This is a genomic window from Enterovirga aerilata (assembly GCF_013044135.1).
GTDB lineage: Bacteria > Pseudomonadota > Alphaproteobacteria > Rhizobiales > Beijerinckiaceae > Enterovirga > Enterovirga aerilata.
The window spans coordinates 281053-306777 of the sequence record NZ_JABEPP010000007.1 but is presented as its reverse complement, the minus strand read 5'-3'; the positions used below and the strand labels follow the sequence as shown (position 1 = coordinate 306777).

Below are 25725 nucleotides of genomic sequence, written 5' to 3'. Positions count from 1 at the left end.
ACCCTCGCCCGGGCGCAGGCGCGCGAAGCCGGCTCTGCCCTACCCGCGCCGGGGCCGGTAGATCAGCATCAGGTTGCGGACGTAGATGAAGACCGCCAGCACCTGGCCGATGATGATGATCGGCTCGCGCCTGACCAGTCCGTAGACGAGCGTCAGACCTCCGCCGAGAAGCGAGATGAACCAGAAGGCGACGGGCATCACGCTTCGGCCGGCCCGCTCGCTCGCGATCCATTGCACGACGAAGCGCATCGCGAAGACGATCTGGGCGACGAGGCCGAACAGCACCCACAGGTCGAACTTCGCCACGAAGACGTCGTAGAGGTAGTCCCGCAGGTCGCTCGAGAGCTGGAAGATCATCAGCCGTCGTACCTGATCTGCGGCACCCGCCTGCGGCGCCTGATGAGCCACCATACGCCGAAGAGGTCGAGGATGCCGCTCCAGAGCCGGTCGAAGAAGCCGTAATGCGAGCTGCCGGCCGTACGCGGGCGGTCGACGACGTCGACATGCACGACGCCGTAGCCCTCCCGCTTCACCAGCGCCGGCAGGAATCGGTGCAGCGAGTCGAAGAAGGGGAGGGCCAGGAACACGTCGCGGCGGAACACCTTGTGGCCGCAGGCCGTGTCGCGGGTGTCGTCCTTCAGGATCGCGCTTCGCACCTTGTTCGCGATCCGCGACTGGAGCTTCTTGAAGCGCCCGTCACCGCGGCGCGTGCGCTGGCCGACGGCGAGCGCCACCCCCGGCCCGGCCCGCTCCAGCGCCGCCACGAGATCCAGCACGTATTTCGGGTCGTTCTGGCCGTCGCCGTCGAGCGTCGCGACGATATCCGCGCGGGCGGCGCGAACCCCCGTGAGGATCGCGGCGCTCTTGCCGCAGCTCTCGGCATGCACGATGACGCGCAGCCAGTCGCGGTCGGCACGGGCGAGTTCGCGCAGGCTGTCGTCGGTCGACCCGTCCACGACGTAGACCACCTCGAAGGGCGCGAGTGGTGCGAGCACGGTATCGAGCTCGGCCATCTGCGTCGCGACCGAGCCCGCCTCGTTCTTGGCCGGAATCACGACCGACAGGCGCGGGCGGACCGCTGCCTCGCCCCTCCCTTCGGCCGTGATCACGTCCTCGATCACCGGCCCGCCCGGTAGACGCCGATATCGGTCCGGCGCCCGCCATTGATGTTGAACCCGGCGATGCGGGCGGCCGGCTCCCGCGTCACGCGCTCGCCGAGCAGCTGGAGAAAGGCCGGCTCGAAGCGGCTGTCGACAAGGAGCACGCGGCAGCCGGGCTGGGAGAGGAAGTCAGCCGCCTCCTGGGGGGTCTCCAGCATGTCGAGCGAGGTGCCGACCAGGAAGACGAGGCTCGGCTCGCGATAGCCGAGCGTCGCGACCGGCGCGCCGGGGCAGCCGGCGGCCTCGGCCGCGGCGGCGAGCCGGGGCGAGAGCTTGAGCGACTGCAGGACCGGCTGGGCGAAGCCGAAGACGCCGATCGCCAGGATCGGCGCCGCCACCACCCCGACGAGCGCGGCCCGGGTCACTTCCGCGCGCGAGAAACAGAGCCAGGACCCGATCGCGGCCCCGCAAGCGGCCAGGAGAAAAGGCAGGGCCGCCCAGGGCAGCGTCCGGTCCAGCATCCAGGTGCCGAAGCAGAGGCCTGCCGTGAGCCCGACCGGGATGAAGGGCATGGCCAGGTAGGCGAGCCGGGCGCCGGGCCGGTGCGGCCCAACGAAGCCCTCCGTCATGGCGCGCACGGCCAGGATGGCGAAGGCCGGATAGAGCGGCATGACGTAGTGCGGGAGCTTGGTCGGCACGGCCTCGAAGACGATCCAGGCCGGAACGACCCAGGCGAGCAGGAAGGCGGCCCAGTCCTCGTGCCGGTGCAGCCACGCGAACGGCGCCGCGATCGCGGCGAGCAGCGCCGCCGGCCAGAAGGTGGCGAAATAGGCGACGAGATAGAAGCCGGGCGGGGCGCCATGCTTCTGCTGGCCGGTGGTCACCTTGCCGAGCATGTCGTCGCCGACCGCGAGCCGGTAGAACTCCCCGCCCGACTTCCAGGCGATCGCCACGAACCACGGCAGAACCGCGACCAGGATGATGGCGAGGCCGAGCCACGGCCGCAGGCCGCGCAGCCAGGCGGCGGAGCGCTCCCGGATGGAGAGGACCGCCGCCGCGAGCCCGGTGAACATGACCACCATCGGGCCCTTGACCAGAATGCCGAGGGCGACCGCGATCCAGAAGATCAGCACCGTCCGGGTCGGCTGCCGCGGCAGGGCGCGGGCGAGCCAGGCGCGGGCGAGTGCGCCCATGGCGGCGACGCAGCAGGCGAGCAGCATCGCGTCCGTCTTCGCAAGCCGCGCCTCCACCATGAGGATGACCGATCCGGCCATGAAGGAGGCGGCGAGAAAGGCCTCGCGTCGCCCGGCGAAGGCGAGCGCAGCCCAGTAGGTCAGGAGCGCCGCCCCGATCGCGCCGAGCAGCGAGGGGACCCGGTAGAGCCAGATCGTGGTGCGTGCCTGCGGGACGCCCAGGGCTTCGCCGGCCGAGACCGCCGCCGCCTGCATCCAGTGGATCCCGATCGGCTTCTTGTAGCGGGCCTCGTCCTGGAAGCGGATGTCGATGAAGTCGCCGGTCTCCAGCATCTGCTTGGTGGCCTGGGCGAAGCGCGGCTCGTCCCGATCCATCGGCTGGAGCGACGCGAAGCCGGGCAGGAAGCAGGCGAGCGACAGGACAACGATAAGCGCCGCGGCGCGCGCGTGGCTCCGCTCCGCGAAGGCGAGCAGCCGCTCGGCCCAGGACGGGTCCCGGGCACGGTCGATCGTGGCGGAGCGGGCTGCGGCAATGCCGGCCATGATGTCCTCATGCGGCCGGACGGCCAGCACCCGCCCGCCGCCATGCTGTTCGGCAGGGCCGCCCTCTCGGGCAATCGCCCGGCGAAGTCAAACCGGATCGGCGGGATAGCGGTGAACGGCCGCGCCGTGCGAGGTAGGGCGGTGGACAGCCGGAAGGGCATCATGGCGCAGCATCGCATCGAGGCCGGGACGGACACGGTTCATTGGGGCTATTTCGACGCGGCGCTCCCTCCCGTGCTGACGATCGGCTCCGGCGACACCATCACGATCTCCACCGTGTCCGGCGCGGCCGACGTGATGCCGCCTCCCCCGCTGCAGGTCCCCGAGGCGTTGAAGGCCGTCCAGGCGCATGTGCCGAACAGGCTTCCCGGCCATATGTGCACCGGACCGGTCGCGATCCGGGGCGCGAGGGCCGGGCAGGTGCTCGAGGTCCGGATCGACGCCATCGAGCTGCATTATGACTGGGGCTACACCTTCGCGGCTCCGCTCAAGGGCGCGCTGCCCGAGGAGGTCGCCGAGCGTCATCTCATCCATATCCCGCTGGATCGGGCCCGGATGGTGGGCCGCCTCCCCTGGGGGCTGGAACTGCCGCTGAAGCCCTTCTTCGGCGTCATGGCGGTGGCGCCGCCTCCCGGCTGGGGCATGGTCTCGACCCTCCCGCCCCGGCGGAACGGCGGCAACCTGGACAACAAGGAGCTGGTGGCCGGCACGACGCTCTACCTGCCGATCCATGTCGATGGGGCGAACTTCTCGGTCGGCGACGGGCACGGCGTGCAGGGCGACGGCGAGGTCTGCGTCACGGCGATCGAGACCGGCCTTGTCGGAACCTTCACGCTGACCGTCCGGGACGACATGCGGCTCGACTGGCCGATGGCCGAGACGCCGACCCACGTCATGACCATGGCCTTCGATCCCGATCTCGACACCTGCGCCAAGATCGCGCTCGACCTGATGATCGGCCTGATCCACGCCCGCACGGGCCTCAGCCGCCCGGAGGCCTACATGCTCTGCAGCCTCGCGGCCGATCTCCGGGTGACGCAGCTCGTCAACGGCAACAACGGCATCCACTGCATGCTGCCGAAATCCTGCCTCGTGGGACGGAGCTAGGAAGCGACGACCGAGGGCGACCGCCGGGTGGCAGACGATGCAGAGACAGACCTCAAGCCCGAAAACCGCCGCTCCACAGCCTGCGCTTCTCTCGGGCGCAACCTGCAGATCCCGAAAGGCGAAGGAGACGGGCACGTTCAGGCCTATATCGCGGCCATACCCGGCTGGAAGAGCGATGTCGGCCGGCGACACGCGCTACCCTCTTATCCACGAGGGTGAGGAACTGGCCGAGTGCCTTTTCGCCGAATGGTGAAGCAGGCCAGCGGCTTGCCCGGCAAACGGATGTGAGCGGCGGTCCACGCCGCCCCGTCCGGCCCGCTATCGCCTCGGCAGCGAGAGGAAGAAGCGGATTATCGCGCGGCTCGCGTCGAGTTGGCGGCTGACCGGCCCGATGAGGCGAGGCGGGGCGAATTGAGCGCCGCCCGGCCATGCATGGCCACCCCCCATGACGGTGAGCACCGTGACCGGAGCGCCCGCCGTGCAGCCCGTGTAGCGCGTGCGCAGGATGCGGGTCGGATCGAAGGACGCGATCGGCCGCAAAGCTTCCTGCGCGGCGGGTCCGCCGCAGCCGTTGCGCCGGCGCCAGAACGCGGCGGCGTCGGCCACGGATAGCACTTGGCCGCCCTGCCCCCGTCCGCCGAAATCGGCGACCGGACCGCCGGAGAACGGCATGATGGGATCGGCCGTACCGCTGATCTGCAACACGGCGACCGGGTGAGCGGGCTTGCAGCGTACGGCGAGATCGGCGGGCATCGTCCCCGCGACCGGGGCGATCGCAGCGATGCGATGGGAGAGGTCGCACGCGAGGCGCTCAGCAAAGAGGGCGCCGTTGGACAGCCCGGTGGCATAGATCCGCCGCTGGTCGACGGGCGCAGTCGCGGCGACCCTGTCGAGCAGGGCCGCGACGAAGCCGACATCGTCCTGAGGGTTTCTGATCGTCGAGCGGCCGTCGTTCCAGTGTCCGCCGACCCCGTCCGGGTAGACGGTGATGACGCCGCTCGCGTCGGCGAGGCGGTCCAGTCGGGTCAGGCGGCGCATTCGGGCGCCGTCGCCCCCGCCGCCATGAAACGCCAGGATGACGGGAAAGCCGCGCGGCGGTGGCGGGCCGTCCGGGACGTGCGCGACATAGGTCCGCGTCCTGTCCCCGACCTGCAGTTGCCCGGACCGATCCGCCGCCGCGCCGGCCGTCACACCGACGATGACGAGCCCGAACGTGGCTATCGCGGTCAGCACCTGCAGCATTGATCGTCTCCTGCACCCCTGAAGGCCGGCAGGAGGCAAGCACGGGTCCGCGTTACTCGAGCGTGGCTGCGAAATTACGGCTTGGAAGGGAGCCGGCGCGAGCAGAACCGTGCCGGAACGGCCCGAGCAGAGTGGTGCCGCACTCCCCGCTCCAGGCGCAGTGACATTGGACCTTGCAGCCGCGCGAAGCGAGGTTTCTCGAGGCCGACAACGGACGCCGCGGCCCGACGCAAGCCGCTCCCGGCCTATCCGTTCCCGGCGAGCCGCGGCCCGAGCCCGAGTCCCGGGGCGAGGACGGTCGCGCCGGGGGCCGTCTCCTGCAGCCGGCGCGCGGTCTCCAGGACCTCCATCGGGTCCGCGAAATGTTCGCGTAGGTCGACCACCGCGATATCCGACCCCAGGATGTCGGCATGGTCCCGGGCGAAGGCCGCCGCCGCCACCATGGTCGGGGTCCCTTCGAGGAAGAGGTAGAAGAGATCGTGGTCCCGAAGCTCGGCGACCCGCGAGACGACCAGGAAGAGGCTGTACGCCACCGTCTCCGGCGTCTGCCGCCGTCCGGCCTGCCGCCTGTCCCGCGCCCGAATGCGGTCTGAGAGATCGATCACCTGACCTCCGGACCCTGTCGGGCCGGCATCGTCCGCATCGTCCGCCATCGCGCCAGCCCTCCAGATCCAGGGACGCGCCGTCGCGACCTCAACGTCTCCCTGCGGGCGCGGTTCGCGCGGAAGCCGGCGCGGCATGAACGCGCGCCAACACCTCGGTTGCCCTGCATTCAGGGCGCGGGGTCCTCAATCGGAACTGACGGGAGGCCGAGGGATTGAGGCCGCAACCAACGGACAAGCCAAGCCATGAAACTCAGGACCCTTCTTCTTGCCGGCATCGTGATCCCGGCCTGCGCCGCGCAGGCGCTCGAACCCGCCCGCCCCGCCCTGACGGGCAGCGCGGGACAGACCCGTCTCGCCCAGGCGCCTGACGCGGGACCGGGAGGCGGCGCCGGCCGTGGAGAGCGCGGCCCTGGACCGGGAGGCGGGCCAGGCGGCGGAATGCGCGGCGGCGGCGAGGGACCAGGCGCGCCGGGTGCGGGCTCGCGTCCTCCCGGACCACCTCCCGGCGGGCTTTCGCGCGAAGGCTCTCCCGGGCGGCAGGGCGGCCCGGACCGGGACGGGACGCCTCGGCCCGAGCGTGCCCCGGCGCCGATCCAGGCCGCGCCCGGTTCCGACGACGGTGGCCGCGGGCGACCCGACCGTACCGCTCCGCGGCCGGAGCCGGGGCGCGCCGAAACGCAGCGACCGGCCGAGACGCAGCGGGGGCGCGAGGCAGACCGGCCGGGCACCGAACGAGGACCGGGCGAGGCGCCCGGCCGCGAGGAAAGATCGCGCAGGGACGAGGGCGACCGCCGCGGGCCCGCCGAACCGGTTCGTCGGGGCGAGCGCGAGCCCGGCGGCCCCGGCCGCGCCGGCCAGACCGACGCGCCGCAGCGCGGCGATGGCGAGCGGCGCGGGCCGCCTCCCCCGTCCCGGGAGAGCGCGCCGGCCCAGCGCGACACGTCCCCCGCTCAGTCCGCGCCCGGAACGGCCCAGCCTCAGCCCGCGCCTGCTCCGACGCGGGCCGAGCCGCCGGCTTCCCGGACCCCGCCGGGAACTCCTGCGCCGACCGCCCGGCCAGCTCCCGCCCCGGATGGTCCGCCGGCGGCAGCCGGCCCGAGATCCCGGGACGGGGCACCGCCCCCTGCAGGCGGCGAACGCGACCGCCGCGGCGCCGAGACCCGGCCCGGCGGCTTCCTGCCCGGCCTTGCGGCTGGAGCCGTCGCGGGTGCGGCGGCCGGGGCCGGGATCGCGGCCGTGCGCGAGCGCCGGCGCGAGGTCGAGGAAGGCGGCCGCACGGTGATCCAGGAGCCTGGCCGCGTGATCGTCCGCGACCGGGACCGGGTCTTCATCCGGCATGACGAGGCCGAGCGCTTCGAGGAACTCGGCCAGGCCCGGCGCGAGCGGCGCGGCAGCGAGACGGTCACGATCGTCGAGCGCCCTGGCGGCGGCCAGGTCATCACCGTGGTCGACGAGGACGGCCGGCTCGTCCGGCGCATCCGGCGCACGCCGGAGGGGCGCGAGGTCGTCATCATCGACAATTCCTTCGCCGGCCCCCGCCGCCGCGCGATCTACGAGGAGGTGGTGGAACTGCCTCCGCCGCAGATCCGCATCCCGCGCGAGCGCTACATCGTCGAGGCCGAGAGCGCGCCGCCGGACCTGATCTACGAGACACTCTCCGCCCCGCCGGTCGAGCCCATCCGGGAGCGCTACACGCTCGACCAGGTCCGCTACAGCCCCAATCTCCGCGCCCGCATGCGCAGCGTCGACCTCGACACGGTCAACTTCGAGAGCGGCTCCTGGGAGGTCACGCCCGACCAGGCGCCGCGCCTCTCGGCGATCGCGCAGGCGATCAACCGGGCGGTCGCGCAGAACCCGCAGGAGGTGTTCCTGATCGAGGGCCATACGGACGCGGTCGGCTCGGACATCGACAACCTGTCCCTGTCCGACCGGAGGGCGCAATCCGTCGCCGCCCTCCTCACCCGCGTGTACCGGGTGCCACCCGAGAACCTGACCACGCAGGGCTACGGCGAGCAGTACCTGAAGGTGAACACCCAGGAGGCCGCGCGCGAGAACCGGCGCGTCACCGTCCGGCGGATCACGCCGCTGCTGCAGGGCCAGGCGCAGCGCTGAGGCCGAGGGGGCGGCGCCCCGCGCCGCCCCCAAAATCGCCCCAAAGCGCCGCAACCTTGGCCGGGACGGAAGGAGAATCGGATGGTGGGTTTCAGGGGCGTCTTGGGCCGGGGCCGGTCGGGCGGACCGGTGCGCTTCATGCGATACGCCTTCGCCTCGGTCCTGGCAGCCGGGAGCGCCGCCCTCGCCTTCTCCTACCTGCCGTCCGAACCGGCCCCGCCGGCGCGCCATGCCGAGATGACGAAGACTCTCGACCGGCTGACCTGGGAGGTCGAGGACGTCCCGACCCGCGCGACGCGGATCTACGATTCGCTGGCCATGTTCGCGCTGCCGCAGGTGGAGCCGAGCGCCTGGAGCGAGAAGCCCGGGCAGTCCGACGCTGTTCGGCCGAACGGGGCCCCGCGCACCGCCCAGATCGACCGGACCGAACGGGAGACGCGCAGGCTCGCCGCCCTCCCCCCGAGCCGGCCGGCGGAGCTCGAACAGCCGCTGCCGACCGTCGAACCGCAGCCGGCGGTGCTCGCCTCCGCCCGGACCGAGTCCCGGGGCTTCCGGCTGCTCGGCTGGGACGTTCCGGGAACGGACGTGATCCCGGCCATCCTGCCGGACGGCCGCGAAGTGGCGAGGAAGACGGCAGCGCTCGGCGACAAGGTCATCGACCTCGGCAGCAGGCTGGCCGGGACGGTCGGGCTCAAGTAGCGGCCGGCGGGAGCTCCGCTTCCGCGGCCGCATAGGCGGCCTTCACGGCCTCCTCCCCATAGGTCCTCTCGAGCCGCCGGATGGTGAAGTGGGCGCGGGCGATCGCCCGGAAATGCTCGAGGAAGGCGGCGTTCACGGCCGCGCCGCCAAGCGCGCCCAGGATCGGCACCGCGCCGGCCGCGACCTTCTGCGAGACCACGATCCCGAAGCGCGACGCGACCTGCGCCATGAAGCGGACGAGCGCCGGCGCGCTCGTATCTGCCAGTCCCTGGGCGGCGGCGAGCTTGGCGGCCTGGCTGACCGATCTCGCGAGCGCCGTCCTGACCGCGAAATAGCCGCTGCTCGCGAGATCGTCCGCCTCCGTCCGGGAGCCAAGCGCGAAGACCTCCAGGCAGGCGAGGCGCGTTGCCGGGTCGGCGAGATCCTCGCCGTTCTCGCGCGCGATCTCCGCGATGGTGCGCAGGATCAGCATGGTGGAGACCGGCAGCTCGACCGGCAGGCTGACCAGGCCGAGCGCGCCGCCGAGAGCCCCGGACGCGACGGCGGCCGCCCGGTCCAGGCCGCGCACCCGGAACCGCCCGTCCCTGGGAATGGTCGTCAACGCCGCCCGCAGCGCCGCCTTCATGGCGAGCTCCGTCGCGCGGCCGACCGCCTCCTGGGCCGGGGCGGGCAGGTTCCGGCTGATCATCTCCAGCGGCCGTCCCGCCAGGGACGACATCCGGCCGACCAGCGTCGAGCGCTCCAGCACGCGCGCGGCGTCACGGATGGCGGCGAGGTCGGCCTCGTCCGCTATGGCGGCCCGTTCGGGTGCGGGCGGCACGCCCGTCTCGGCAATCGCCACCTCGCTTCCCGCGGCCATATCGCCCCTCTCTCCCGCCTCTCGCCGGCAACGCGCTCGCGGCGCCTCCGATCCCGCCCGGTGCTGCGTTGCGAAATCCTTGACGTTTCCGCCTTCATATTGCCGCGCCGCCGTGCGGAAGAAAGTTCATGCTGTCCGCCACCGAACGGAGCGCCGCGCTGCCCGGCGCGCCGCCCCTCAAGCGCAAGATCGCGGCGATCCTCGCGGCCGACGTCGCGGGTTATTCGCGCCTCGTCGCGCTCGACGAGGAGGGAACGCTCCGCTCGCTCGCCGCCGCGCGCGAGATCTTCGACGGGCTGGTGCAGCGGGCGGGCGGGCGCATCTTCAACACCGCCGGCGATTCGGTGATGTGCGAGTTCGATTCCGCCGTCGAGGCGGTGCGGGTCGCCATCGACATCCAGGACAGCCTCGCGGCCGCCGCTTCCGGCACCGACCCGGCGCGGCGCATTGCCTTCCGCATCGGCATCACCATCGGCGACGTGGTCGAGCGCGGCGACGACCTCCTGGGCGACGGCGTGAACATCGCGGCGCGGCTCGAGGGTCTCGCGCCGGCCGGAGGCATCTGCATCTCGCGCTCCGTGCACGAGGCGGTGGCCAACAAGATCCCGGTGGAGTTCCAGGACATCGGCGCGCGCCGCCTGAAGAACCTGCCGCAGCCGATCCACGCCTTCGTGCTGTCCCGCAGCCCCGAACCGCTCCGGGCGGGCGAGCCGATCGTGGCCGATCCGCGCCGCGAGCGGACGGCCGAACCCGAGGAAGGAGCGCGGCATGGCCGCATCCGCCTCCTTGCCGCGCTCGGGCTGCTGCTCGCGGCCGGCGCGGCCGCGGTCCCGGGCGTGCCGATGATGATGCGGGCCTACCGCGACTGGAGCGCAGCCGAGACGGCGGCGCCGGCCACGCCGCCGTCCAACCTCGCGGACGCCACCCCCGTGGAGGTCGTACCGGCACCGAAGCAGGCCGAAGCTCCCAAGCACGCGGCCAGGACCCAGCCGGCCGCCAGGACGCCTGCACGACCGCCGGAGAAGGCGGCCGAGAAGGCGCCCGACAGGCCCGCCCAGGCCGAAGATAGGAAGGAAGCCGCGCCTGCGGTCAGGCCCATGCCCGTCGCGGAAGCCGCCGCCGCATTCGCGGGGCTGGCGCGCGAGGGCGTGATCGCCGAAGCCAAGACGCTGCCGGAACTCTACCACAATGCCCGCTTCCACGAGGCGCGCGGCGACCGCGGGGCGGCGCTGCGAGCCTATGCGACGGCGGCCCCCGCCGCGGGCGAAGCGGTCGATCTGCCGATCCGCTACGCGACGCTCATGCGGAGCACGCTGGGCGCCGAGGCGGCCCGCCGCAGCCTGCAGGAGCTGGCGCGCCAGAACGGCAGCCGGTCCGTGGCGCTCGTCGCCGCCATGCAGGCGGAGGGCGCTGACCGCCGCGCCAGGCTCGAGGCGCTGGCCGGCGACAATCCCGACTTCCTGCCCGCGGCCTATTTCCTGGCCGAGGCGCTCATGGAGAAGCGGCAAGGCGGCCCGACCCTGACCGACCGCCGCCTCGCCTTCGCGGCGCTCGACCGCTTCCTGGAGGGAGCGGAAAGTGGCGCCCTCGCGCCGCTCTTCATCGATCGGACCTTCCTCGAAGGCTGGGTCGAGGCCGCCCGCACCCGCCGCGCCGAGATCGAGGGCTACTTCGCCGGCGCCTCCGTCCGACCGGGCGCCAGCTTCGTGCGCACGGAGGCGAGCTGGATCGCCCGCGTGACCCTGCCCGAGCCCGCCACCCAGGTCGGGCTGCGCATCGGCGAAGCCGGCGAGCAGGCGCCCGTCACCTCCACCCCGGCCCGGCCGGCGAGCAGCTTCGAGCTGGCCCTCCCCGCATCGCTCGGCCGCACGACGCTCTACGTCACCTATCGCGACCTGTCCGGACGCGAGGCAGGCCCCTTCCCGCTCTCCTTCGACCCGGGATCGGCGCTCGTCAGCGCCGCCCGCGAGACCCTGGAACGCAATCCGGAATCCTGGGTGTCCTTCCGGCCGGACCTGCCGGACATCCTGTCCTATGCCCAGCTCGTCGCGAACCGTTGCGCCATCCGGCAGGCCCTCATCGGGTTCGGGGACGAGGCGCCGAGCCAGCCGCTGCCGATACCGGCCTGCCAGCCCGGCTCGCCGGGCGCCGCGCCGGACATGCGCTCCGTCCTCGCCCTGCCGGACGGCACCGAATCCGTGCAGGTCAAGCTCGCCTATCAGGACGGCACGGAAAGCGCGGTGCGCACCTTCCGCCGTCCGTGACGGCTCACGACAAGGCGGATCTCAGGACACGCTGCAGCTCATGCTGCGCAAACGGCTTCTGCAGCACGGGCCGGTCGCGGTAGGGCTCGTCGATCCCCGCCGAGCCGTAGCCGGTCGAGAAGACGAAGGGGATGCCGCGGGCGCTGAGCGCCTCCGCCACCGGATAGATCGGCTGGCCGGCGAGATTCACGTCGAGCACGGCGAGGTCCAGCCTTTCGGCCTGGGCGAGCTCGGTCGCAGGCGCCAGGCGGCCGGCCGGCCCGACGACCTCGCAGCCGAGATCGAGCAGCATGTCCTCCAGCAGAAGCGATATCGCGACCTCGTCCTCGACGACGAGCACGCGCAGACCGGCGAGCTTCTGATCCGCCCCGGGGGCCAATGACGACATTGTCTGTTCCGCTGGCCCGCGCCGTGCATGACCCACAGCGCGGAACTCGTGAGGCTTGTTGTTTCGCCGGCTCGGCCGCGTCAAGGAGCGGAGCCGAACAGGCTTTCCGATTCCTGGCGACGAAACCTATCTGTACCAAGTCGTTCCAGGCGTGGCGCGGCATAGGACAGGGAACCTTAACCATGTCGGCCCGAAATCGACAGGTCGCGTTCAGATTGCCGGTCCCGGGAGGATGGCCGCGACGGCGCCTGGACCTGGGCGCGAGATGCGCTGGACGGAAGGAGCCGGGAGCGTGAGCGGACACGCGGATCGCGTGAGGGCACTGGTGGAAGGGTCCGGCGGGCCGAAGCTGCCGGTCCTGATGGTGCTGCACCAGGAGCATTCGACCCCCGGGCGCCTCGGCCGGCTGATCGCCCTGCGCGGCCATCCGCTCGATCTGCGCCGGCCCCGCTTCGGCGACCCGCTTCCCGCGACCCTCGCCGGCCATGCCGGCGCGATCGTGTTCGGCGGGCCGATGAGCGCCAACGACGACGAGGACTATATCCGCCGCGAGATCGACTGGCTCGGCGTCGCGCTCAGGGAGGAGAAGCCGCTTCTCGGGCTCTGCCTCGGCGCGCAGATGCTCGCACGGCATCTCGGCGCGCGGGTCTATGCGCATCCCGAGGGTCGCGCCGAGATCGGCTACTACCCGCTCAATCCTACCGCGCCCGGCCGTGCCTTCACGGACGAGATCGGCGCGGCATGGCCGAGCCACGTCTATCACTGGCACCGGGAGGGCTTCGACTGCCCGCCCTGCTCGGAGACCCTGGCGACCGGCAACGACTTCCCCACCCAGGCGATCCGGGTCGGCCGCGCCGCCTTCGGCCTCCAGTTCCACCCGGAGGTCACGCACGCGATGATGTGCTGCTGGACCGTGCGCGGCCACGAACGGCTGAGCACCCCCGGCGCGCAGGACCGCACCCGCCAGATCGAAGGCCGGCTCATGCACGACCCGGCCGTCCGGGTCTGGCTCGACGCCTTTCTCGATCATTGGCTGGCGGGCGGGAAGGTCGGAGCGGCCGAGGTGTCCGTGGCCGCGCATCGGCCGTGAACGCCTGGCGCGGCATGCGACCTTAGTCGCCGGCCGCGCCGGAAGGCTCGACTCGCGCCGTCTCTCCGCTAAAACCTCCCGCAGGCAAGACGCCTCACAAGGCTCCGGGAGGATACGATGAGATTGTTGTTCGCGGCGCTCGCCGCCGGTTCGCTTGCGCTGGCCTCGGGCGCCAGCGCCCAGGCCGTGAAGATCGGCATGACCGTGTCGACCACCGGCCCCGCCGCCTCGCTCGGAATCCCGGAGGCGAACACGGCCAAGCTGATGCCGAAGGAGATCGGCGGCGTTCCGGTCGAGGTCATCGTGCTCGACGACGCCTCCGACACCACCAAGGGCGTGGCCAATACCCGCAAGCTCCTGACCGACGACAAGGTCGACGTCGTCGTGGGCTCCTCCACGACCCCCGTCTCGCTCGCCATGATCGAGGTCGTGAGCGAGATGAAGGCCCCGATGATCACGCTCGCGGCCTCCGCGGCTATCATCAGCCCGATGGACGAGAAGCGCCGCTGGGTCTTCAAGACGCCGCAGAACGACCGCCTGATGGCGGACGCCATCGCCGACCACATGGCCGCGAACAAGGTGAAGACGGTCGGCTTCATCGGCTTCAACGACGCCTATGGCGACGGCTGGCTCAACGTCATCACGCCGGCGTTCAAGGAGCGGAACATCCAGCTCGTCGCGACCGAGCGCTATTCCCGCACCGATACCAGCGTCACGGGGCCCGTCCTCAAGCTCATCGCGGCCAAGCCCGAGGTCGTGCTGATCGCGGGCTCCGGCACGCCGGCGGCCCTGCCGCAGAAGACGCTCAAGGAGCGCGGCTATACGGGCAAGATCTACCAGACGCACGGCGTGGCCAATGCCGACTTCCTCCGCGTCGGCGGCAAGGACGTGGACGGCACGATCCTGCCGGCAGGGCCCGTCCTCGTGGCCGCGCAGCTTCCCGAATCGAACCCGGTCAAGAAGGCCGGCCTCGAATACGTGCAGAAATACGAGGCGATGTTCGGTCCCGGCTCGGCCTCGACCTTCGGGGCGCATGCGAACGACGCGCTGGTGCTGCTCCAGGCGGCGATCCCGGTCGCGGCCAAGACCGCGAAGCCCGGCACGCCGGAGTTCCGCGCTGCGCTCCGCGACGCGCTCGAAGGGCTGAAGGACGTGGTCTACAGCCAGGGCGTCGTCACGATGACCAAGGACGACCATGTCGGCCAGGACAAGCGCGCCCGCGTGATGGTGACGATCGAGAACGGCGCCTGGAAGCTCCTGCCCGAATCCGGAACCTAGCGCACCGGTCCGGCGCGGGGTTCACCCGCGCCGGACCGTCATGTTCTCCCAGTCGATCCCCTCGAAGATCACCTGCCGCAGGCTGTAGCGGACGATGTCGGGCCCCGGCGGATCGACCTTCTCGATCACGGGCTGACGGCCGAGCACGTAGCTCGCCACGTACCAATGCAGCCCGCCGCCGATGATCGTGCCGCCGCCGACCTTGATCTTCGGCGCCGGCTGCCCGCGCTCCAGGGCCGCGATGTGGCGGTTGATGATGGGCGCCGAGACGCGGATCTCGACCGTGCGCAGGGGCGCCTCGAAGACCTTCTCGCGCAGCTCGGCGGGCGAATAATAGGGCATCGCCGTCTCTCCCCGTGAGAGCCCAGGCGGAGAGGCTACGCGGCTCCCCTTCCCCGGGCAATCGGCGGGCCGGAGCCGTGACACCGGGCGGCCGGCTCACCATATTCGGCTTCGAATCCGGAGCCGTCCCATGTTCCTCTTCCGCAAGAAAGCCGAGATGCCTGCCGAAGCCGACGCGCTGCCCGGCCGGCCCAATCCCATTCCCACGGCCCAAGCCCATTTCGTCAACGGCCGCCCGCTGAAGGGACCCTATCCGGAGGGCCTGCGCCAGGCCGTCTTCGGAATGGGCTGCTTCTGGGGCGTCGAGCGGCTGTTCTGGAAGCTGCCGGGCGTCTGGGTGACGGCCGCCGGCTACGCGGCCGGCTACACGCCCAATCCCACCTACGAGGAGGTCTGTTCCGGGCTCACCGGGCACAACGAGGTCGTGCTCGTCGTGTACGACCCGAAGGTCGTCCCGTACGAGGAACTGCTCAAGGCGTTCTGGGAGGGGCACGATCCCACCCAGGGCATGCGCCAGGGGAACGATGTCGGCACGCAGTACCGGTCCGGCATCTACGTCTTCGACGACGAGCAGCGGGCGGCGGCGGAGCGGTCCAAGGCCGCGTTCCAGCAGGCGCTCGATCAGCGCGGCTTCGGCCCGATCACGACCGAGATCCGCGAGGCCGGGCCCTTCTACTTCGCCGAGGACTATCACCAGCAATACCTCGCCAAGAACCCCGGCGGCTATTGCGGGCTGGGCGGCACCGGTGTCACCTGCCCCGTCGGCGTGGGGGTGGCGGCCTGATGGACGAGGCGGTGCAGGAGCGGAACGGCAGGGGCCCGCTGGCCGAGCGCGTCGTCGAGACGGTCATCTTCTCGAGCCGCTGGCTGCTGGCCCCGTTCTATGTCGGCCTCGTCGTCGCGCTGGTCGTTCTGCTCCTGAAATTCCTGCAGGAGCTCGTCCATTTCGTCGCCCACCCGTTCCGGGCGACGGAGGCCGACATCATCCTGGGCGTGCTCACGCTCGTCGACCTCACCTTCACGGGCTCGCTCGTCGTCATCGTGGTCTTCTCGGGCTACGAGAATTTCGTCTCGAAGATCGACATGGCGCAGACGCGCGACTGGCCCGAATGGATGTCGAAGATCGACTTCACGGGGCTGAAGCTCAAGCTCATGTCGTCCATCGTGGCGATCTCGGCCATCCAGCTCCTCAAGATCTTCATGGATCTGAAGAACATCTCGGACCGGGAGGTCGCCTGGTATGTCGGGCTGCACGTCGTGTTCGTGATCTCCGGGCTCGTCTTCGCGCTGACGGACCGGCTGGGCGAGGGCGGCCACGGCAAGGCCCAGCCGGGAGCGCCGCCCCAGCCGCATCTCTGAACGGCGACACGCGCTTCAGGGCGCGACCAGGACCTGCCGGCATTCCGGCGGCAGGGCCGCCATGGTCATCGGCGGCCGCGGCTTGCCGGGGACCGGGTTCAGCATCTGCGGCGTGAACCAGCGGTCGAGCTCGGCCCCGCACCCCTCGTCTCCCGGGGGCGGCTCCTGCGGGCGGCAGCTGCCGCCCCCGTCCGGACAGGCGAGGCGGATGTGGAAATGGTAGTTGTGCCCCCACATCGGCCGGACCTTGGCGAGCCAGTCGCGGTCGCGGCCGGCGTCGCGGCAGAGCGCGCGCTTGATCGCCGGATTGACGAAGATGCGCTCGACCTCGTCCTCGCGCGCCACCGCCCTGAGCAGCGCGAGATGGGCGGGAGTGTAGCGCGCCGGATCGACGTCCAGCCGGTCGGGCCGCACGAGATTCGTCGCCGACATCTCCTCGCGCTCGGCCCGGCTCAGCCGCCGGTTCGGCATCGGCGTCAGCCAGATATCGGCATCGAGGCCGAGCTGGTGCGAGGCGTGGCCCGTCAGCATCGGCCCGCCGCGCGGCTGCGAGATGTCGCCCACGAGGAGGCCCGGCCAGCCGTTGATGCGCGGCACGCGCGCCGAGAGGCGCTCCAGGAAGGAGATCAGCGCCGGGTGGCCCCAGTTCCGGTTCCGCGACAGGCGCATGACCTGCCAGGTCTGGCCGTCGATGGGCAGCGCCGTCGCGCCGGCAAGGCATCCCCTCGAATAGAAGCCGATCGCGCGGGCCGCCATCGGCGCCGGCGCCGTTGCGCGGCCGAACAGCTCCTTCGCGGGCGTCGAGGGGTCGTTCGGGTTCGCGAGCGGCGGCAGCGGTTTGGGGTGGAGCGTGCCGCGATCCTGGGCGAACGCCGGACCGGCGACGCAGCACAGCAGGGCGAGCGCATGAATCAGCCGCATGCCGCAATGTAGCCGAGGGTCGGCGGCTGCGGAATCCGGCGGATCGGCGCGGCGTCAGGCTCCGCCGGCCTGGCGGTAATCGGCCTCGATGTCGCGCGCGGCGGGACGGGAGAGCCGCGCCGCGAGGATGCCGCCGATCGCCGCCGCGACCCCGGCGATCGCGGCCGCGGTCACGACCGGATGGAGCTGCGCCTCCAGATAGAGGCTCGTCTCGCGGCGCCCGCCCGGCAGGCCGGAATGCTCCATCCCGTCCTCGCGCGGAGCGTAGAGGTTGTCGCGCCGCGCAGGCGGGGTCGGGACCTCCGACCTCTGGCCCTGGAAGCCGGTGGCCTCCATGAGGAGGTCCGTGAGCCGCGGGAAATGGGCGCCCATGAGCGAGATGGCGTAGCCGCCGAAGCCCACGACGACGGTGCGCTTCGGCGTCTCGGCCGCGTGCAGGATCGCCTTGGCCACGAGGGACGGATCGTAGGCGGGCGGCGGGTTGCGGATGCCGGGCGAATCGATGTGGCTGCGGGCGTGCTCGAAGAAGGGCGTATCGATCGCCGAGGGCTTGATCAGCGTGACCGAGACGGGCGCGCCGTCATGCTCGAGTTCCATCCGCAGCGTATCCGTGAAGGCCTTCACGGCATGCTTGGCGGCACAGTACGGGCCCTGCAGGACCAGGGCACGGTCCGACAGGACGCTGCCGAGGTTGATGATCGCGCCGCCGCGCTCGCGCAGCTCGGCCGCGGCGATCAGCGAGCCCTGGACCACGCCCCAGTAATCGACGTCGAAGACGCGCCGGTGGTCCGCGAGCGGGATCTGTTCCAGCGTGCCGTAGACCGAGACGCCGGCATTGTTGACCCAGGTGTCGAAGCCGCCGAAGGCCTCGCGCGCCCGTGCGGCGACCTTCTCCAGATCCTCCCGCCGCGCGACGTCGGCCACCACCGCGACCGCCTCGCCGCCGCCGCGCCGGATCTCGGCCGCGAGCTGCTCCAGCGCCTCGCCGTTGCGCGACACGAGCACGAGCCGCGCCCCGCGCTCGGCCGCGAGATGCGCCGTCGCGAGCCCGATCCCGCTCGAGGCGCCGGTCAGGACGATGACCTGGTCGCGCACAGGCTTCAGCTGGACTGCCATCACGTTCTCCCCCGGGACGCCGCTCCAACGTGGCGGCCGAGAGGGCAGTTCCTGAGCCCTGAGCCCGCCTCGCCCGCCTCGCCCGCCTCGCCCGCCTCGCCCGCGGGCCGGAACCGTCTCGACGGCGTGACGTTCACCGGGGAGCACCAGACGGCAGGAGGAACAGATGGCGATCGGCACGACGGATTACGTCACCGGCCAGACGAGCGGCGATGTCGCCGCGGGCCGCCAGACCACCTCGACCCATTCACTCATCGCCAGCGACCGGGTGGAGGGCACTCCCGTCCGGCGGTCGAACGGCGACAAGATCGGCACGATCGAGCGGCTGATGATCGACAAGGTCTCCGGCCGGGTCGCCTATGCGGTGATGAGCTTCGGCGGCTTCCTCGGGCTGGGCGAGGAGTACCACACGATCCCGTGGTCGGCCCTGAAGTACAACACGGAGCTCGACGCCTACGAGCTCAACCTCACCGACGACCAGCTCCGCGAGGCGCCCCGCCGCTCGGGCGAAGGCCGCGACCCCTCCTTCGACCGCGACTGGGAGGAGCACGTTCACCGCTACTACAACGCGACGCCCTATTGGGGCATCTGATCCGCCCAAGCGGGATAACGGGATCATGGACCACCGGCCCGGATCGGGCCGCCCGCGATCCTAGCCTTCCGCGAGACTCATGCGCCGCCCCTTCATCAGGACGGCGCCCGACGGGAGGCTGGCGGGGCGGTCGAGCGGACGGAAGCGCAGCAGGTTGGCGGGCGGCTCGCCCACCATCACGTCGCGCTCCGGGTCGCGGTCTATGACCTCCAGAGTCCGGACGATCAGCCGCCGCACTTCCGCGAAGGCCTCGTCCCCCTGCAGGATATAATAGGCCTGCTGCAGATGGTCCTTCGCCAGATTCTTCAGCCGCGTCCTCACGTGTTCACCTGCCGAGATCCCGAATCGTTGGCTCCCGACCAAGGTTACCGATTCCAGAACGCGACTCCAAACACGCGTCGCATACGCGAATACTTTGCATAAACTTTGATGCAGTTCCGCACGATTCGGGCGTGAGTCAAGGTCATACCCGTCGCCATTGCGCGAGGCACAGCTCCGGGATCATCGCGCCGCAGGCGCGCCAGCGCGCCAGGCTTGGAACGGGTCACGGCCCTCCCCCGCCGCCGCCCCCGGTCGAAGGCCCGCCGAAATTGCCCGAGGCGTTCGGGGTGGTGGCCGTGACCACGGCGGACCGGGCCGGCTCGCGGACCGGCTGCGGGGTCTGCAGCGCAGGCGGCGGGACCGACCGGCGCGGCCGAGCCTCGCCTGCCGTGGAAATCAGCAGGACCGGAGCGGCGCTGGCGAGGAGCACCCGACGGGAGATAGTCTTCATGGCTGCCGGCCCCCCAAGCGCGCCTGTCGACCGAGGGAAGCGAGACCCCGACCATGCTTCCACCGAATCAAGGCCGGATCACGACCGCCGCCCTGGGGCCGAGCGGCGCCGGCCCGGCCTTTCCCGTCCTCTCGCGGTTCGACGAGATCGCGGACGAGGGGGCCTATGCGCCGCTTCCGCATGACTGGCTGCTCGGCGTCTCGGACGTGGTCGACTCCACCGCCGCGATCGGTGCCGGGCGCTACAAGGCCGTGAACATGGCGGGGGCGGCCGTGATCGCGGCCGTGTCGAACGCGCTCGGGCCGACGCGCTTTCCCTTCGTGTTCGGCGGCGACGGCGCGGCGTTCGCCGTGCCCGGCAAGGCCGCTTCCGGCGCGACGGCCGCGCTGGCTTCGACCGCGACCTTCGTGGCCGAGGAACTCGACCTCGAGCTGCGTGTCGCGATCCTGCCCGTGAGCGCCGTCCGGCAGGCGGGCCTCGACGTCCGGGTTGCGGAATTCGCCGCCTCCCCGGACGTGAACTACGCCATGTTCTCCGGCGGCGGGCTGGCCTGGGCCGAAGCCGAGATGAAAGCCGGGCGCTTCCGCATCGAGCCCGCCCCGCCCGGCTCGCGGCCGGACCTGACGGGCCTCACATGCCGGTTCGAGGCCGCGCCCGCGAAGCGGGGCCTCGTGCTCTCCATCATCCTGCGCCCGGCCCAGGCCGGGGACCGCGCGCGCTACGCCGCCCTCGTCCGCGAGATCCTGTCGCTCGTCGAGGCCTCACCCGAGATGGCGCGCCCCATCCCCGATGGCGGGCCGCCGCTCGGCTGGCCGCCGAGCGGCCTGGAGCTGGAGGCGAGGACGGCGCGCAAGCCGGGCGCGAGCCTCTGGACGGCGCGGCTCTCGACCCTCGCCCGCACGGCGCTCTCGACCCTGGTGTTCCGGCTGCGCCTGCCGGTCGGCGGCTTTCAGCCCGAGCGCTACCTGAAGGAGCTGGTCGCGAATTCCGACTACCGGAAATACGACGACGGCCTGCGCATGACGCTCGATTGCGGGCCGGAGCTGGCGGCCGAGATCGAGCGGCGTCTCGCCGCGGCGGAGCAGGACGGGATCTGCCGCTACGGCCTGCACCGGCAAGCGGCGGCCCTCCTCACCTGCATCACGCCCTCCATTCACCGCTCCGATCACATACACTTCGTCGACGGCGCCGCGGGCGGATACGCAGCCGCGGCCGGCGCGCTGAAGAGCAAGGGCGGGACGGGATGAGGTTCGACACGATCTGGCGCGGCGCACGGCTCGCGACGCTCGATCCCGCCCGCCAGGGGATCGGGATCGTCGAGCGCGGCGCGGTCGCGGCGCGGGAGGGACGGATCGTCTTCGCGGGGCCCGAATCCGAGCTGCCTCCGGGTGCGGACGCGACCGAGCGGGTCGATGTGGAGGGACGCTGGATCACGCCCGGGCTGATCGACTGCCACACCCATCTCGTCCATGCCGGAAACCGCGCGCACGAATTCGAGCTGCGGCTCGCCGGCGCGAGCTACGAGGAGATCGCGCGTGCCGGCGGCGGCATCGCCTCGACCGTCCGGGCGACGCGGCTCGCGGGCGAGGACGAGCTCGTCCGCACCGCCCTTCCGAGGCTCGACGCCCTCATCGCCGAAGGCGTGACGACGCTCGAGGTCAAGTCCGGCTACGGGCTGGAGCGAGCCAGCGAGCTGCGCATGCTGCAGGCGGCGGGCCGGCTCGGCAGCGAACGCGCCGCCCGGATCCGCAAGACCTATCTCGGCGCCCATGCCTGGCCGCCCGGCGAGACGGACCGCTCCGCCTATCTCGACGAGGTCTGCGAAACCGTGACCGAGCTCGGCGGCAGCGGCCTGGCGGACGCGGTGGATGCCTTCTGCGAGGGCATCGCATTCTCGCCGGAGGAGGTGGCGCGGGTCTTCGAGGCCGCCCGCGCGGCCGGGCTCCCGGTCAAGCTCCATGCCGACCAGCTCTCCGATCTCGGCGGCGCGGCGCTCGCCGCGCGCTACGGCGCGCTCTCGGCCGACCACCTCGAATATACGAGCGAGGGCGGGGCGGCCGCCATGGCGGAGGCGGGCACCGTCGCGGTGCTCCTCCCGGGCGCGTTCTACTTCATCCGCGAAACGAAGCTGCCGCCCGTCGAGGCCTTCCGCCGGCATGGCGTGCCGATCGCGGTCGCGACCGACTGCAACCCGGGCACATCGCCCCTCACGTCGCTTCTCCTCGCCATGAACATGGCCGCGACGCTGTTCCGGCTGACCGTGGAGGAGATCGTCGCCGGGGTCACGCGCGAGGCCGCGCGCGCGCTCGGGATGGCGGACGAGGTCGGGACGCTCACGGAAGGCAAGTGGTGCGACCTCGCGATCTGGGAGGTCGAGCGACCGGCGGAGCTCGTCTACCGCATGGGGTTCAACCCGCTCTGGCGGCGCGTCTTCGCCGGCCGGACCGACCAGCCCTGACCGCCCTCAGCGGTGGTCGGCCCCGACCGCCTCGGCGACGGAGGCCCACCCGTCACGCCTGAGGAGACCGGCGAGGTCGCGCTTGATGCGCCCGACCAGACCCGGCCCCTCGAAGACCAGGGCGCTGTAGAGCTGCACGAGCGAGGCGCCGGCGCGGATCTTGGCATAGGCGTCCTTCCCCGATGCCACTCCTCCGACCCCGACGAGCGGAATGCGGCCGCCGGTCAGGCGGTAGAGCTCGCCCAGGCGCCGCGTCGAAAGCTCGAAGAGCGGCCTTCCCGAGAGCCCCCCCGCCTCGCTCCGGTGACGGCTCCTGAGCGACGGCGGGCGGGAGATCGTGGTATTGCCCATGATCAGCCCGTCGATCCCGGTCGAAAGCGCGACTTCGGCGGCATCCGCCAGGCCCTCGCCGTCGAGATCGGGCGCGAGCTTCACGAGGAGAGGCGGTGCCGGGCCGGAGACCGCCTCCGCGCGGGCCTGGAGCGCGGCGCGAAGAAGCCGCTCCATGCTCTCCCGCCGCTGCAGATCGCGCAGCCCGGGCGTGTTCGGGGACGAGACATTGATGACGAGGTATCCGGCGAAGGGGGCGGCGGCCCGGATGCCGGTGACGAAGTCGGCGACCTCGTCCGCCGTCTCCTTGTTCTTGCCGACATTGATCCCGACCGTCCCTCCCTGTCCCCTCCGGGCGGCCATGCGGCGGAGCAGCGGCTCGAGCCCCTCGCTGTTGAAGCCGTAGCGGTTGATGACGGCCTCGTCCTCGGACAGCCGGAACAGGCGCGGGCGGGGATTGCCCGGCTGCGGCTGCGGCGTGACGGTGCCGATCTCCACATGGCCGAAGCCGATGCGGAGCAGCGCGCCGGGCACCTCGCCGTTCTTGTCGAAGCCGGCCGCCAGGCCGATCGGATTCGGCATGCCGAGCCCGAAGACCCGGCAGGCGAGGATCGTGTCGTCCGCAGCCGGGCGAACAAGGGGCAGGCCGCAGGCCAGCGCCTTCACGGCGAGCCGGTGGGCCGTCTCCGGGTCGAGATGGCGGAGGCCGGGCTTCAGCGCCCGGTAGACAGTGTCGAGCATGGCGGTGGGGGTGCCGTCACTCCGGCGTCCTGTCGATCCCGCCATTCGCCTTCGACCAGCCTGCGGGGTCGTGCAGGAAGCTCTCGACCTCGCCCAGCACGGCAGGCTCGAAGCGCCCGCCGGCCTTCGCCACGGCCAGCACGTCCCACCAGGTGGCGAGGTGATGCATCGAAAGACCAATGTCGGCCAGATACTTGGGAGATTCCTTGAAGATCGCGTAGTAGAAGATCACGAACAGATGGTCGACGCTGCAGCCCGCCTCGCGCAGCGCTTTCGCGAACAGGAGCTTGCTCCGGCCGTCCGTCGCGAGGTCCTCGACCAGCAGCACGCGCTGGCCCTCGGCGACATGCCCCTCGATCTGGGCGTTGCGCCCGAATCCCTTCGGCTTCTTGCGCACATATTGCATCGGAAGCTGCAGCCGATCGGCCATCCAGGCCGCGAAGGGGATCCCGGCCGTCTCGCCGCCCGCCACCGCGTCGAAACGCTCGAACCCCGCCTCGCGGCAGACGAGCGAGGCGCCGAGATCCATCAGCGTGCCGCGCACCCGCGGAAAGGAGATCAGGCGCCGGCAATCGATATAGACCGGGCTCGCCCAGCCGGACGTGAAGGTGAAAGGCTTCCCGTCCATGAAGCGGACGGCATCGACCTCGAACAGCATGCGGGCGACCGTCTCGGCGACGGCCGTCTTCTCGGCGAAGGTCACCCCCTGGAACATGCTCGTCTCGCTCTCCTCGGCTCAGGCCGCGACGCGCCAATTCAGGCGCCCGCCGCCGCGATAGACCGGAATGCACGCCTCGGGCCCGTCCACCGGGAGCGTCTCGGGCGGGGTCCAGGCCACGCGCTCCAGCGTGATCGTCCCCTCGTTCGGGGCGATCCCGTAGTGGCGCGGGCCGTTCAGCGACGCGAAGGCTTCCAGCCTGTCCAGCGCGCCTTCGCGATCGAAGACGTCGGCATAGATCTCGATGGCGGTCGGCGCCGAGAAGATGCCGGCCGCCGCCGGAATGGCGCGCTTGCGGGCGAGCGGGTGCGGCGCGGAATCGGAGCCGAGGAAGTAGCAGGCCTCGCCGGACACGGCGGCCGCGACGATCGCGCGGCGGTCGCGCTCCGTCTTGGCGACCGGCATGCAGTAGAAATCCGGCCGCATGCCGTGGCCGAGCATGTCCGTGCGCGTGAGCTCCAGGTGATGGGCCGTGATCGTGCCCGCGACCTGCGGAAACCTGGCCCGGACGAAGTCCACGGCGACGGCTGTCGTCAGATGCTCCAGGATCATCTTGAGCCCCGGGAACTTCTCCGTCAGGGGCCCGAGCCGGCGGTCGATGAAGACCGCTTCGCGGTCGAAGATGTCGATATCGGGATCGACCTCCTCCCCGTGCATGGAGAGCGGCAGGCCGATCTTCTCCGCCCGCTCGAAGACCCGATCGAGCTTGTTCAGGTCGGTGACGCCCTCGGCCGCATTGGTCGTCGCGTGCGCCGGATAGAGCTTCAGGGCGGTGAAGACGCCTTCGCGGAACCCGCGCTCCACGTCGTCCGGATCGGTGTCGTGCGTCAGGTAGCAGGTCATCAGGGGCTCGAATGACGAGCCGGCCGGACGGGCGGCGCGCAGCCGCTCGCGATAGGCGACCGCATCGGCGGCGGTCCTGACGGGTGGGGTGAGATTCGGCATCGCGATCGCGCGCCCGAACACCCGCGCGGTTTCCGGCAGGCAGGCCTTCATCATGGCACCGTCCCGGAAGTGGACGTGCCAGTCGTCCGGGCGGCGAATGGTGATCCGCTCGGTCACGTGGCGCCCTCCGCGATGCCGGCGATGATGGCCTGCGCGGCCGCGAGCGGGTCGGGCGCGGCCGTGATCGGGCGCCCGACGACGATCAGGTCGGCCCCGGCCCGCATCGCATCCGCGGGCGTCGTCACGCGCTTCTGGTCGCCGGCCGCCTCGCCCGCGGGCCGGATGCCGGGAACGACGAGAGCCCGCCCGGGGCCGACGATCTCCCGCAGCGCCCGGGCTTCGGAGGCAGCGCAGACGAGCCCGCCGATCCCGGCCGCGACCGCATCCGCGGCGCGCCGCCGTGCGAGTTCGGCGACCGGGCAGGCATAGCCGGCCTCCGCCGCGTCACCGTCGTTCATGGAGGTGAGGACCGTCACGGCCAGCAGCGCGAGGCCGGACCCGTTCGCCCCCGCGACCGCGGCCCGCATCGTCTGGGGATAGGCATGGACCGTCAGGAACCTCGCCCCGAAGCCGGCGAGCGAGCGCACCCCCTCCTCCACCGTGCGGGGGATGTCGTGCAGCTTCAGGTCGAGAAAGACCTCGCGCCCGGCCTTGGCAAGCCGCTCGGCCACCGTCAGCCCGCCGGTATAGGCGAGCTGGTGGCCGATCTTGAAGACGACCGGCAGGTCCCCGAGCCGCTCGACGAGGCGCTCCGCCTCCAGCGGCGTCGGCACGTCCAGCGCGATGATGAGCCTTCGCGCCGGCTCCAGCTCGACCGGCGGGCTGGGCGCTAGGCTCCCCTCCCCGCCTGTCCCGAAAACGGGGCTCGCGCTCGACATCCTCTTCTCCGCTGGCCGCCCCGCTTCCGATGCCGCGGGCCCGAGGTCAACCCGTCGGGAGCGCGTCGCTGTG

27 protein-coding genes are annotated in these 25725 nt (G+C 71.7%); 11 read left to right on the top strand and 16 right to left on the bottom strand.

Translation table 11 applies throughout. The features are described 5' to 3' along the window. Nucleotides 1–39: 39 nt before the first annotated feature. The 3 genes from HJG44_RS23015 to HJG44_RS23005 are packed head-to-tail and all read right to left on the bottom strand — an operon-like array spanning nucleotide 40 to nucleotide 2836. Nucleotides 40–357, bottom strand: a complete 318-nt coding sequence (locus tag HJG44_RS23015; protein WP_171220728.1) for a lipid-A-disaccharide synthase N-terminal domain-containing protein — start codon at nucleotides 355–357, stop codon at nucleotides 40–42. Further along, on the bottom strand, nucleotides 357–1121 hold the full coding sequence (locus HJG44_RS23010) for a glycosyltransferase family 2 protein (protein ID WP_346767245.1): 765 nt from the start codon (nucleotides 1119–1121) through the stop codon (nucleotides 357–359). Before HJG44_RS23010 ends, HJG44_RS23015 begins: the two co-directional genes overlap by 1 nt. Next, nucleotides 1118–2836: an ArnT family glycosyltransferase gene (locus tag HJG44_RS23005; RefSeq protein ID WP_171220727.1), complete on the bottom strand. Its 1719-nt coding sequence runs from the start codon at nucleotides 2834–2836 to the stop codon at nucleotides 1118–1120. Before HJG44_RS23005 ends, HJG44_RS23010 begins: the two co-directional genes overlap by 4 nt. 162 nt (nucleotides 2837–2998) lie before the next feature. Between HJG44_RS23005 and HJG44_RS23000 the strand changes: the two genes are divergently transcribed. Then, the gene (locus HJG44_RS23000) at nucleotides 2999–3943 is read left to right on the top strand and encodes an acetamidase/formamidase family protein (protein ID WP_171220759.1); all 945 of its coding nucleotides are present in this window, start codon (nucleotides 2999–3001) and stop codon (nucleotides 3941–3943) included. A gap of 318 nt (nucleotides 3944–4261) precedes the next feature. Here HJG44_RS23000 and HJG44_RS22995 read toward each other — a convergent pair whose 3' ends face one another. Together HJG44_RS22995 and HJG44_RS22990 are read right to left on the bottom strand one after the other, a co-directional pair. Further along, nucleotides 4262–5185 carry a CE1 family esterase gene (locus HJG44_RS22995; protein WP_171220726.1) on the bottom strand — a complete coding sequence of 308 codons (924 nt, stop codon included), beginning with the start codon at nucleotides 5183–5185 and terminating at the stop codon, nucleotides 4262–4264. Nucleotides 5186–5430: 245 nt separating this feature from the next. Beyond that, the gene (locus tag HJG44_RS22990) at nucleotides 5431–5790 is read right to left on the bottom strand and encodes a hypothetical protein (RefSeq protein ID WP_171220725.1); all 360 of its coding nucleotides are present in this window, start codon (nucleotides 5788–5790) and stop codon (nucleotides 5431–5433) included. Nucleotides 5791–6033: 243 nt separating this feature from the next. On the opposite strand from HJG44_RS22990, the gene HJG44_RS24505 reads away from it, so the two are divergent. Beyond that, a complete protein-coding gene (locus tag HJG44_RS24505) occupies nucleotides 6034–7902 on the top strand; it encodes an OmpA family protein (protein WP_171220724.1) in 1869 nt (622 codons plus the stop codon). Nucleotides 7903–7983: 81 nt separating this feature from the next. Then, nucleotides 7984–8601, top strand: a complete 618-nt coding sequence (locus HJG44_RS22980) for a hypothetical protein (RefSeq protein ID WP_171220723.1) — start codon at nucleotides 7984–7986, stop codon at nucleotides 8599–8601. Here HJG44_RS22980 and HJG44_RS22975 read toward each other — a convergent pair. Then, nucleotides 8594–9460, bottom strand: a complete 867-nt coding sequence (locus HJG44_RS22975) for an EcsC family protein (RefSeq protein WP_171220722.1) — start codon at nucleotides 9458–9460, stop codon at nucleotides 8594–8596. The genes HJG44_RS22980 and HJG44_RS22975 overlap by 8 nt on opposite strands. A gap of 128 nt (nucleotides 9461–9588) precedes the next feature. On the opposite strand from HJG44_RS22975, the gene HJG44_RS23460 reads away from it, so the two are divergent. Next, complete coding sequence (locus HJG44_RS23460) at nucleotides 9589–11724, top strand: adenylate/guanylate cyclase domain-containing protein (protein ID WP_210261288.1); 2136 nt, start codon at nucleotides 9589–9591, stop codon at nucleotides 11722–11724. 4 nt (nucleotides 11725–11728) lie between these two features. On the opposite strand, the gene HJG44_RS22965 is transcribed toward HJG44_RS23460, so the two are convergent. Next, nucleotides 11729–12112 carry a response regulator gene (locus HJG44_RS22965; RefSeq protein ID WP_171220721.1) on the bottom strand — a complete coding sequence of 128 codons (384 nt, stop codon included), beginning with the start codon at nucleotides 12110–12112 and terminating at the stop codon, nucleotides 11729–11731. 292 nt (nucleotides 12113–12404) lie between these two features. Here HJG44_RS22965 and HJG44_RS22960 point away from each other — a divergent pair, with 292 nt between their 5' ends. Then, a complete protein-coding gene (locus tag HJG44_RS22960) occupies nucleotides 12405–13202 on the top strand; it encodes a glutamine amidotransferase (RefSeq protein WP_346767243.1) in 798 nt (265 codons plus the stop codon). 117 nt (nucleotides 13203–13319) lie between these two features. After that, nucleotides 13320–14480 carry an ABC transporter substrate-binding protein gene (locus HJG44_RS22955; RefSeq protein ID WP_171220719.1) on the top strand — a complete coding sequence of 387 codons (1161 nt, stop codon included), beginning with the start codon at nucleotides 13320–13322 and terminating at the stop codon, nucleotides 14478–14480. A 21-nt stretch (nucleotides 14481–14501) separates the two neighbouring features. On the opposite strand, the gene HJG44_RS22950 is transcribed toward HJG44_RS22955, so the two are convergent. Further along, complete coding sequence (locus HJG44_RS22950) at nucleotides 14502–14822, bottom strand: hypothetical protein (RefSeq protein WP_171220718.1); 321 nt, start codon at nucleotides 14820–14822, stop codon at nucleotides 14502–14504. A gap of 130 nt (nucleotides 14823–14952) precedes the next feature. Here HJG44_RS22950 and msrA point away from each other — a divergent pair, with 130 nt between their 5' ends. Both msrA and HJG44_RS22940 read left to right on the top strand, forming a co-directional pair. Further along, nucleotides 14953–15606 (top strand): peptide-methionine (S)-S-oxide reductase MsrA, encoded by a 654-nt coding sequence (msrA, locus tag HJG44_RS22945; RefSeq protein ID WP_171220717.1) that lies wholly within the window; start codon nucleotides 14953–14955, stop codon nucleotides 15604–15606. A 38-nt stretch (nucleotides 15607–15644) separates the two neighbouring features. Further along, complete coding sequence (locus HJG44_RS22940) at nucleotides 15645–16181, top strand: TIGR00645 family protein (protein WP_430395094.1); 537 nt, start codon at nucleotides 15645–15647, stop codon at nucleotides 16179–16181. 15 nt (nucleotides 16182–16196) lie between these two features. Here HJG44_RS22940 and mepA read toward each other — a convergent pair whose 3' ends face one another. Together mepA and HJG44_RS22930 are read right to left on the bottom strand one after the other, a co-directional pair. Next, nucleotides 16197–17102, bottom strand: a complete 906-nt coding sequence (mepA, locus tag HJG44_RS22935; protein WP_171220715.1) for a penicillin-insensitive murein endopeptidase — start codon at nucleotides 17100–17102, stop codon at nucleotides 16197–16199. Nucleotides 17103–17156: 54 nt separating this feature from the next. Beyond that, on the bottom strand, nucleotides 17157–18218 hold the full coding sequence (locus HJG44_RS22930) for an SDR family oxidoreductase (RefSeq protein ID WP_171220714.1): 1062 nt from the start codon (nucleotides 18216–18218) through the stop codon (nucleotides 17157–17159). Nucleotides 18219–18384: 166 nt separating this feature from the next. Between HJG44_RS22930 and HJG44_RS22925 the strand changes: the two genes are divergently transcribed. Next, nucleotides 18385–18810, top strand: coding sequence for a PRC-barrel domain-containing protein (locus tag HJG44_RS22925; protein ID WP_171220713.1), 426 nt, complete (start codon nucleotides 18385–18387; stop codon nucleotides 18808–18810). Between the two features lie 60 nt (nucleotides 18811–18870). Here the strand turns inward: HJG44_RS22925 and HJG44_RS22920 are convergent, their stop codons facing one another. Beyond that, nucleotides 18871–19131 carry a hypothetical protein gene (locus HJG44_RS22920; protein ID WP_171220712.1) on the bottom strand — a complete coding sequence of 87 codons (261 nt, stop codon included), beginning with the start codon at nucleotides 19129–19131 and terminating at the stop codon, nucleotides 18871–18873. 223 nt (nucleotides 19132–19354) lie between these two features. Further along, nucleotides 19355–19582, bottom strand: coding sequence for a hypothetical protein (locus HJG44_RS22915; RefSeq protein ID WP_171220711.1), 228 nt, complete (start codon nucleotides 19580–19582; stop codon nucleotides 19355–19357). Between the two features lie 53 nt (nucleotides 19583–19635). Here HJG44_RS22915 and HJG44_RS22910 point away from each other — a divergent pair, with 53 nt between their 5' ends. Further along, nucleotides 19636–20829, top strand: coding sequence for a DUF3095 domain-containing protein (locus tag HJG44_RS22910; protein WP_171220710.1), 1194 nt, complete (start codon nucleotides 19636–19638; stop codon nucleotides 20827–20829). Then, the gene (gene hutI / locus HJG44_RS22905) at nucleotides 20826–22040 is read left to right on the top strand and encodes an imidazolonepropionase (RefSeq protein WP_171220709.1); all 1215 of its coding nucleotides are present in this window, start codon (nucleotides 20826–20828) and stop codon (nucleotides 22038–22040) included. Before HJG44_RS22910 ends, hutI begins: the two co-directional genes overlap by 4 nt. A 6-nt stretch (nucleotides 22041–22046) precedes the next feature. On the opposite strand, the gene HJG44_RS22900 is transcribed toward hutI, so the two are convergent. From HJG44_RS22900 to pyrF, 4 genes are read right to left on the bottom strand one after another with little or no spacing between them, the layout of a single operon-like run. Beyond that, nucleotides 22047–23111: a quinone-dependent dihydroorotate dehydrogenase gene (locus HJG44_RS22900; RefSeq protein WP_171220708.1), complete on the bottom strand. Its 1065-nt coding sequence runs from the start codon at nucleotides 23109–23111 to the stop codon at nucleotides 22047–22049. 16 nt (nucleotides 23112–23127) lie between these two features. Further along, nucleotides 23128–23826 carry an orotate phosphoribosyltransferase gene (locus tag HJG44_RS22895; RefSeq protein ID WP_210261287.1) on the bottom strand — a complete coding sequence of 233 codons (699 nt, stop codon included), beginning with the start codon at nucleotides 23824–23826 and terminating at the stop codon, nucleotides 23128–23130. Between the two features lie 21 nt (nucleotides 23827–23847). Continuing rightward, nucleotides 23848–24891: a dihydroorotase gene (pyrC, locus tag HJG44_RS22890; RefSeq protein WP_171220707.1), complete on the bottom strand. Its 1044-nt coding sequence runs from the start codon at nucleotides 24889–24891 to the stop codon at nucleotides 23848–23850. Next, nucleotides 24888–25652, bottom strand: a complete 765-nt coding sequence (gene pyrF, locus HJG44_RS22885) for an orotidine-5'-phosphate decarboxylase (RefSeq protein WP_171220706.1) — start codon at nucleotides 25650–25652, stop codon at nucleotides 24888–24890. The genes pyrC and pyrF overlap by 4 nt, the downstream gene beginning before the upstream one ends. Between the last annotated feature and the right edge of the window lie 73 nt (nucleotides 25653–25725).

Excerpts from the sequence above, each read along its gene's own strand:
- HJG44_RS24505 (WP_171220724.1), top strand. The coding sequence starts at position 6,034 with ATGAAACTCAGGACCCTTCTTCTTGCCGGCATCGTGATCCCGGCCTGC.
- HJG44_RS22895 (WP_210261287.1), bottom strand. The coding sequence starts at position 23,826 with ATGTTCCAGGGGGTGACCTTCGCCGAGAAGACGGCCGTCGCCGAGACG.
- HJG44_RS23000 (WP_171220759.1), top strand. The coding sequence starts at position 2,999 with ATGGCGCAGCATCGCATCGAGGCCGGGACGGACACGGTTCATTGGGGC.
- HJG44_RS22925 (WP_171220713.1), top strand. The coding sequence starts at position 18,385 with ATGGCGATCGGCACGACGGATTACGTCACCGGCCAGACGAGCGGCGAT.
- HJG44_RS22965 (WP_171220721.1), bottom strand. The coding sequence starts at position 12,112 with ATGTCGTCATTGGCCCCCGGGGCGGATCAGAAGCTCGCCGGTCTGCGC.
- pyrF (WP_171220706.1), bottom strand. The coding sequence starts at position 25,652 with ATGTCGAGCGCGAGCCCCGTTTTCGGGACAGGCGGGGAGGGGAGCCTA.
- mepA (WP_171220715.1), bottom strand. The coding sequence starts at position 17,102 with ATGCGGCTGATTCATGCGCTCGCCCTGCTGTGCTGCGTCGCCGGTCCG.
- HJG44_RS22975 (WP_171220722.1), bottom strand. The coding sequence starts at position 9,460 with ATGGCCGCGGGAAGCGAGGTGGCGATTGCCGAGACGGGCGTGCCGCCC.
- msrA (WP_171220717.1), top strand. The coding sequence starts at position 14,953 with ATGTTCCTCTTCCGCAAGAAAGCCGAGATGCCTGCCGAAGCCGACGCG.
- HJG44_RS22910 (WP_171220710.1), top strand. The coding sequence starts at position 19,636 with ATGCTTCCACCGAATCAAGGCCGGATCACGACCGCCGCCCTGGGGCCG.
- HJG44_RS22950 (WP_171220718.1), bottom strand. The coding sequence starts at position 14,822 with ATGCCCTATTATTCGCCCGCCGAGCTGCGCGAGAAGGTCTTCGAGGCG.
- HJG44_RS22995 (WP_171220726.1), bottom strand. The coding sequence starts at position 5,185 with ATGCTGCAGGTGCTGACCGCGATAGCCACGTTCGGGCTCGTCATCGTC.
- hutI (WP_171220709.1), top strand. The coding sequence starts at position 20,826 with ATGAGGTTCGACACGATCTGGCGCGGCGCACGGCTCGCGACGCTCGAT.
- HJG44_RS22955 (WP_171220719.1), top strand. The coding sequence starts at position 13,320 with ATGAGATTGTTGTTCGCGGCGCTCGCCGCCGGTTCGCTTGCGCTGGCC.
- HJG44_RS23005 (WP_171220727.1), bottom strand. The coding sequence starts at position 2,836 with ATGGCCGGCATTGCCGCAGCCCGCTCCGCCACGATCGACCGTGCCCGG.
- HJG44_RS23015 (WP_171220728.1), bottom strand. The coding sequence starts at position 357 with ATGATCTTCCAGCTCTCGAGCGACCTGCGGGACTACCTCTACGACGTC.
- HJG44_RS22915 (WP_171220711.1), bottom strand. The coding sequence starts at position 19,582 with ATGAAGACTATCTCCCGTCGGGTGCTCCTCGCCAGCGCCGCTCCGGTC.
- HJG44_RS23460 (WP_210261288.1), top strand. The coding sequence starts at position 9,589 with ATGCTGTCCGCCACCGAACGGAGCGCCGCGCTGCCCGGCGCGCCGCCC.
- HJG44_RS22900 (WP_171220708.1), bottom strand. The coding sequence starts at position 23,111 with ATGCTCGACACTGTCTACCGGGCGCTGAAGCCCGGCCTCCGCCATCTC.
- HJG44_RS22930 (WP_171220714.1), bottom strand. The coding sequence starts at position 18,218 with ATGGCAGTCCAGCTGAAGCCTGTGCGCGACCAGGTCATCGTCCTGACC.
- HJG44_RS22980 (WP_171220723.1), top strand. The coding sequence starts at position 7,984 with ATGGTGGGTTTCAGGGGCGTCTTGGGCCGGGGCCGGTCGGGCGGACCG.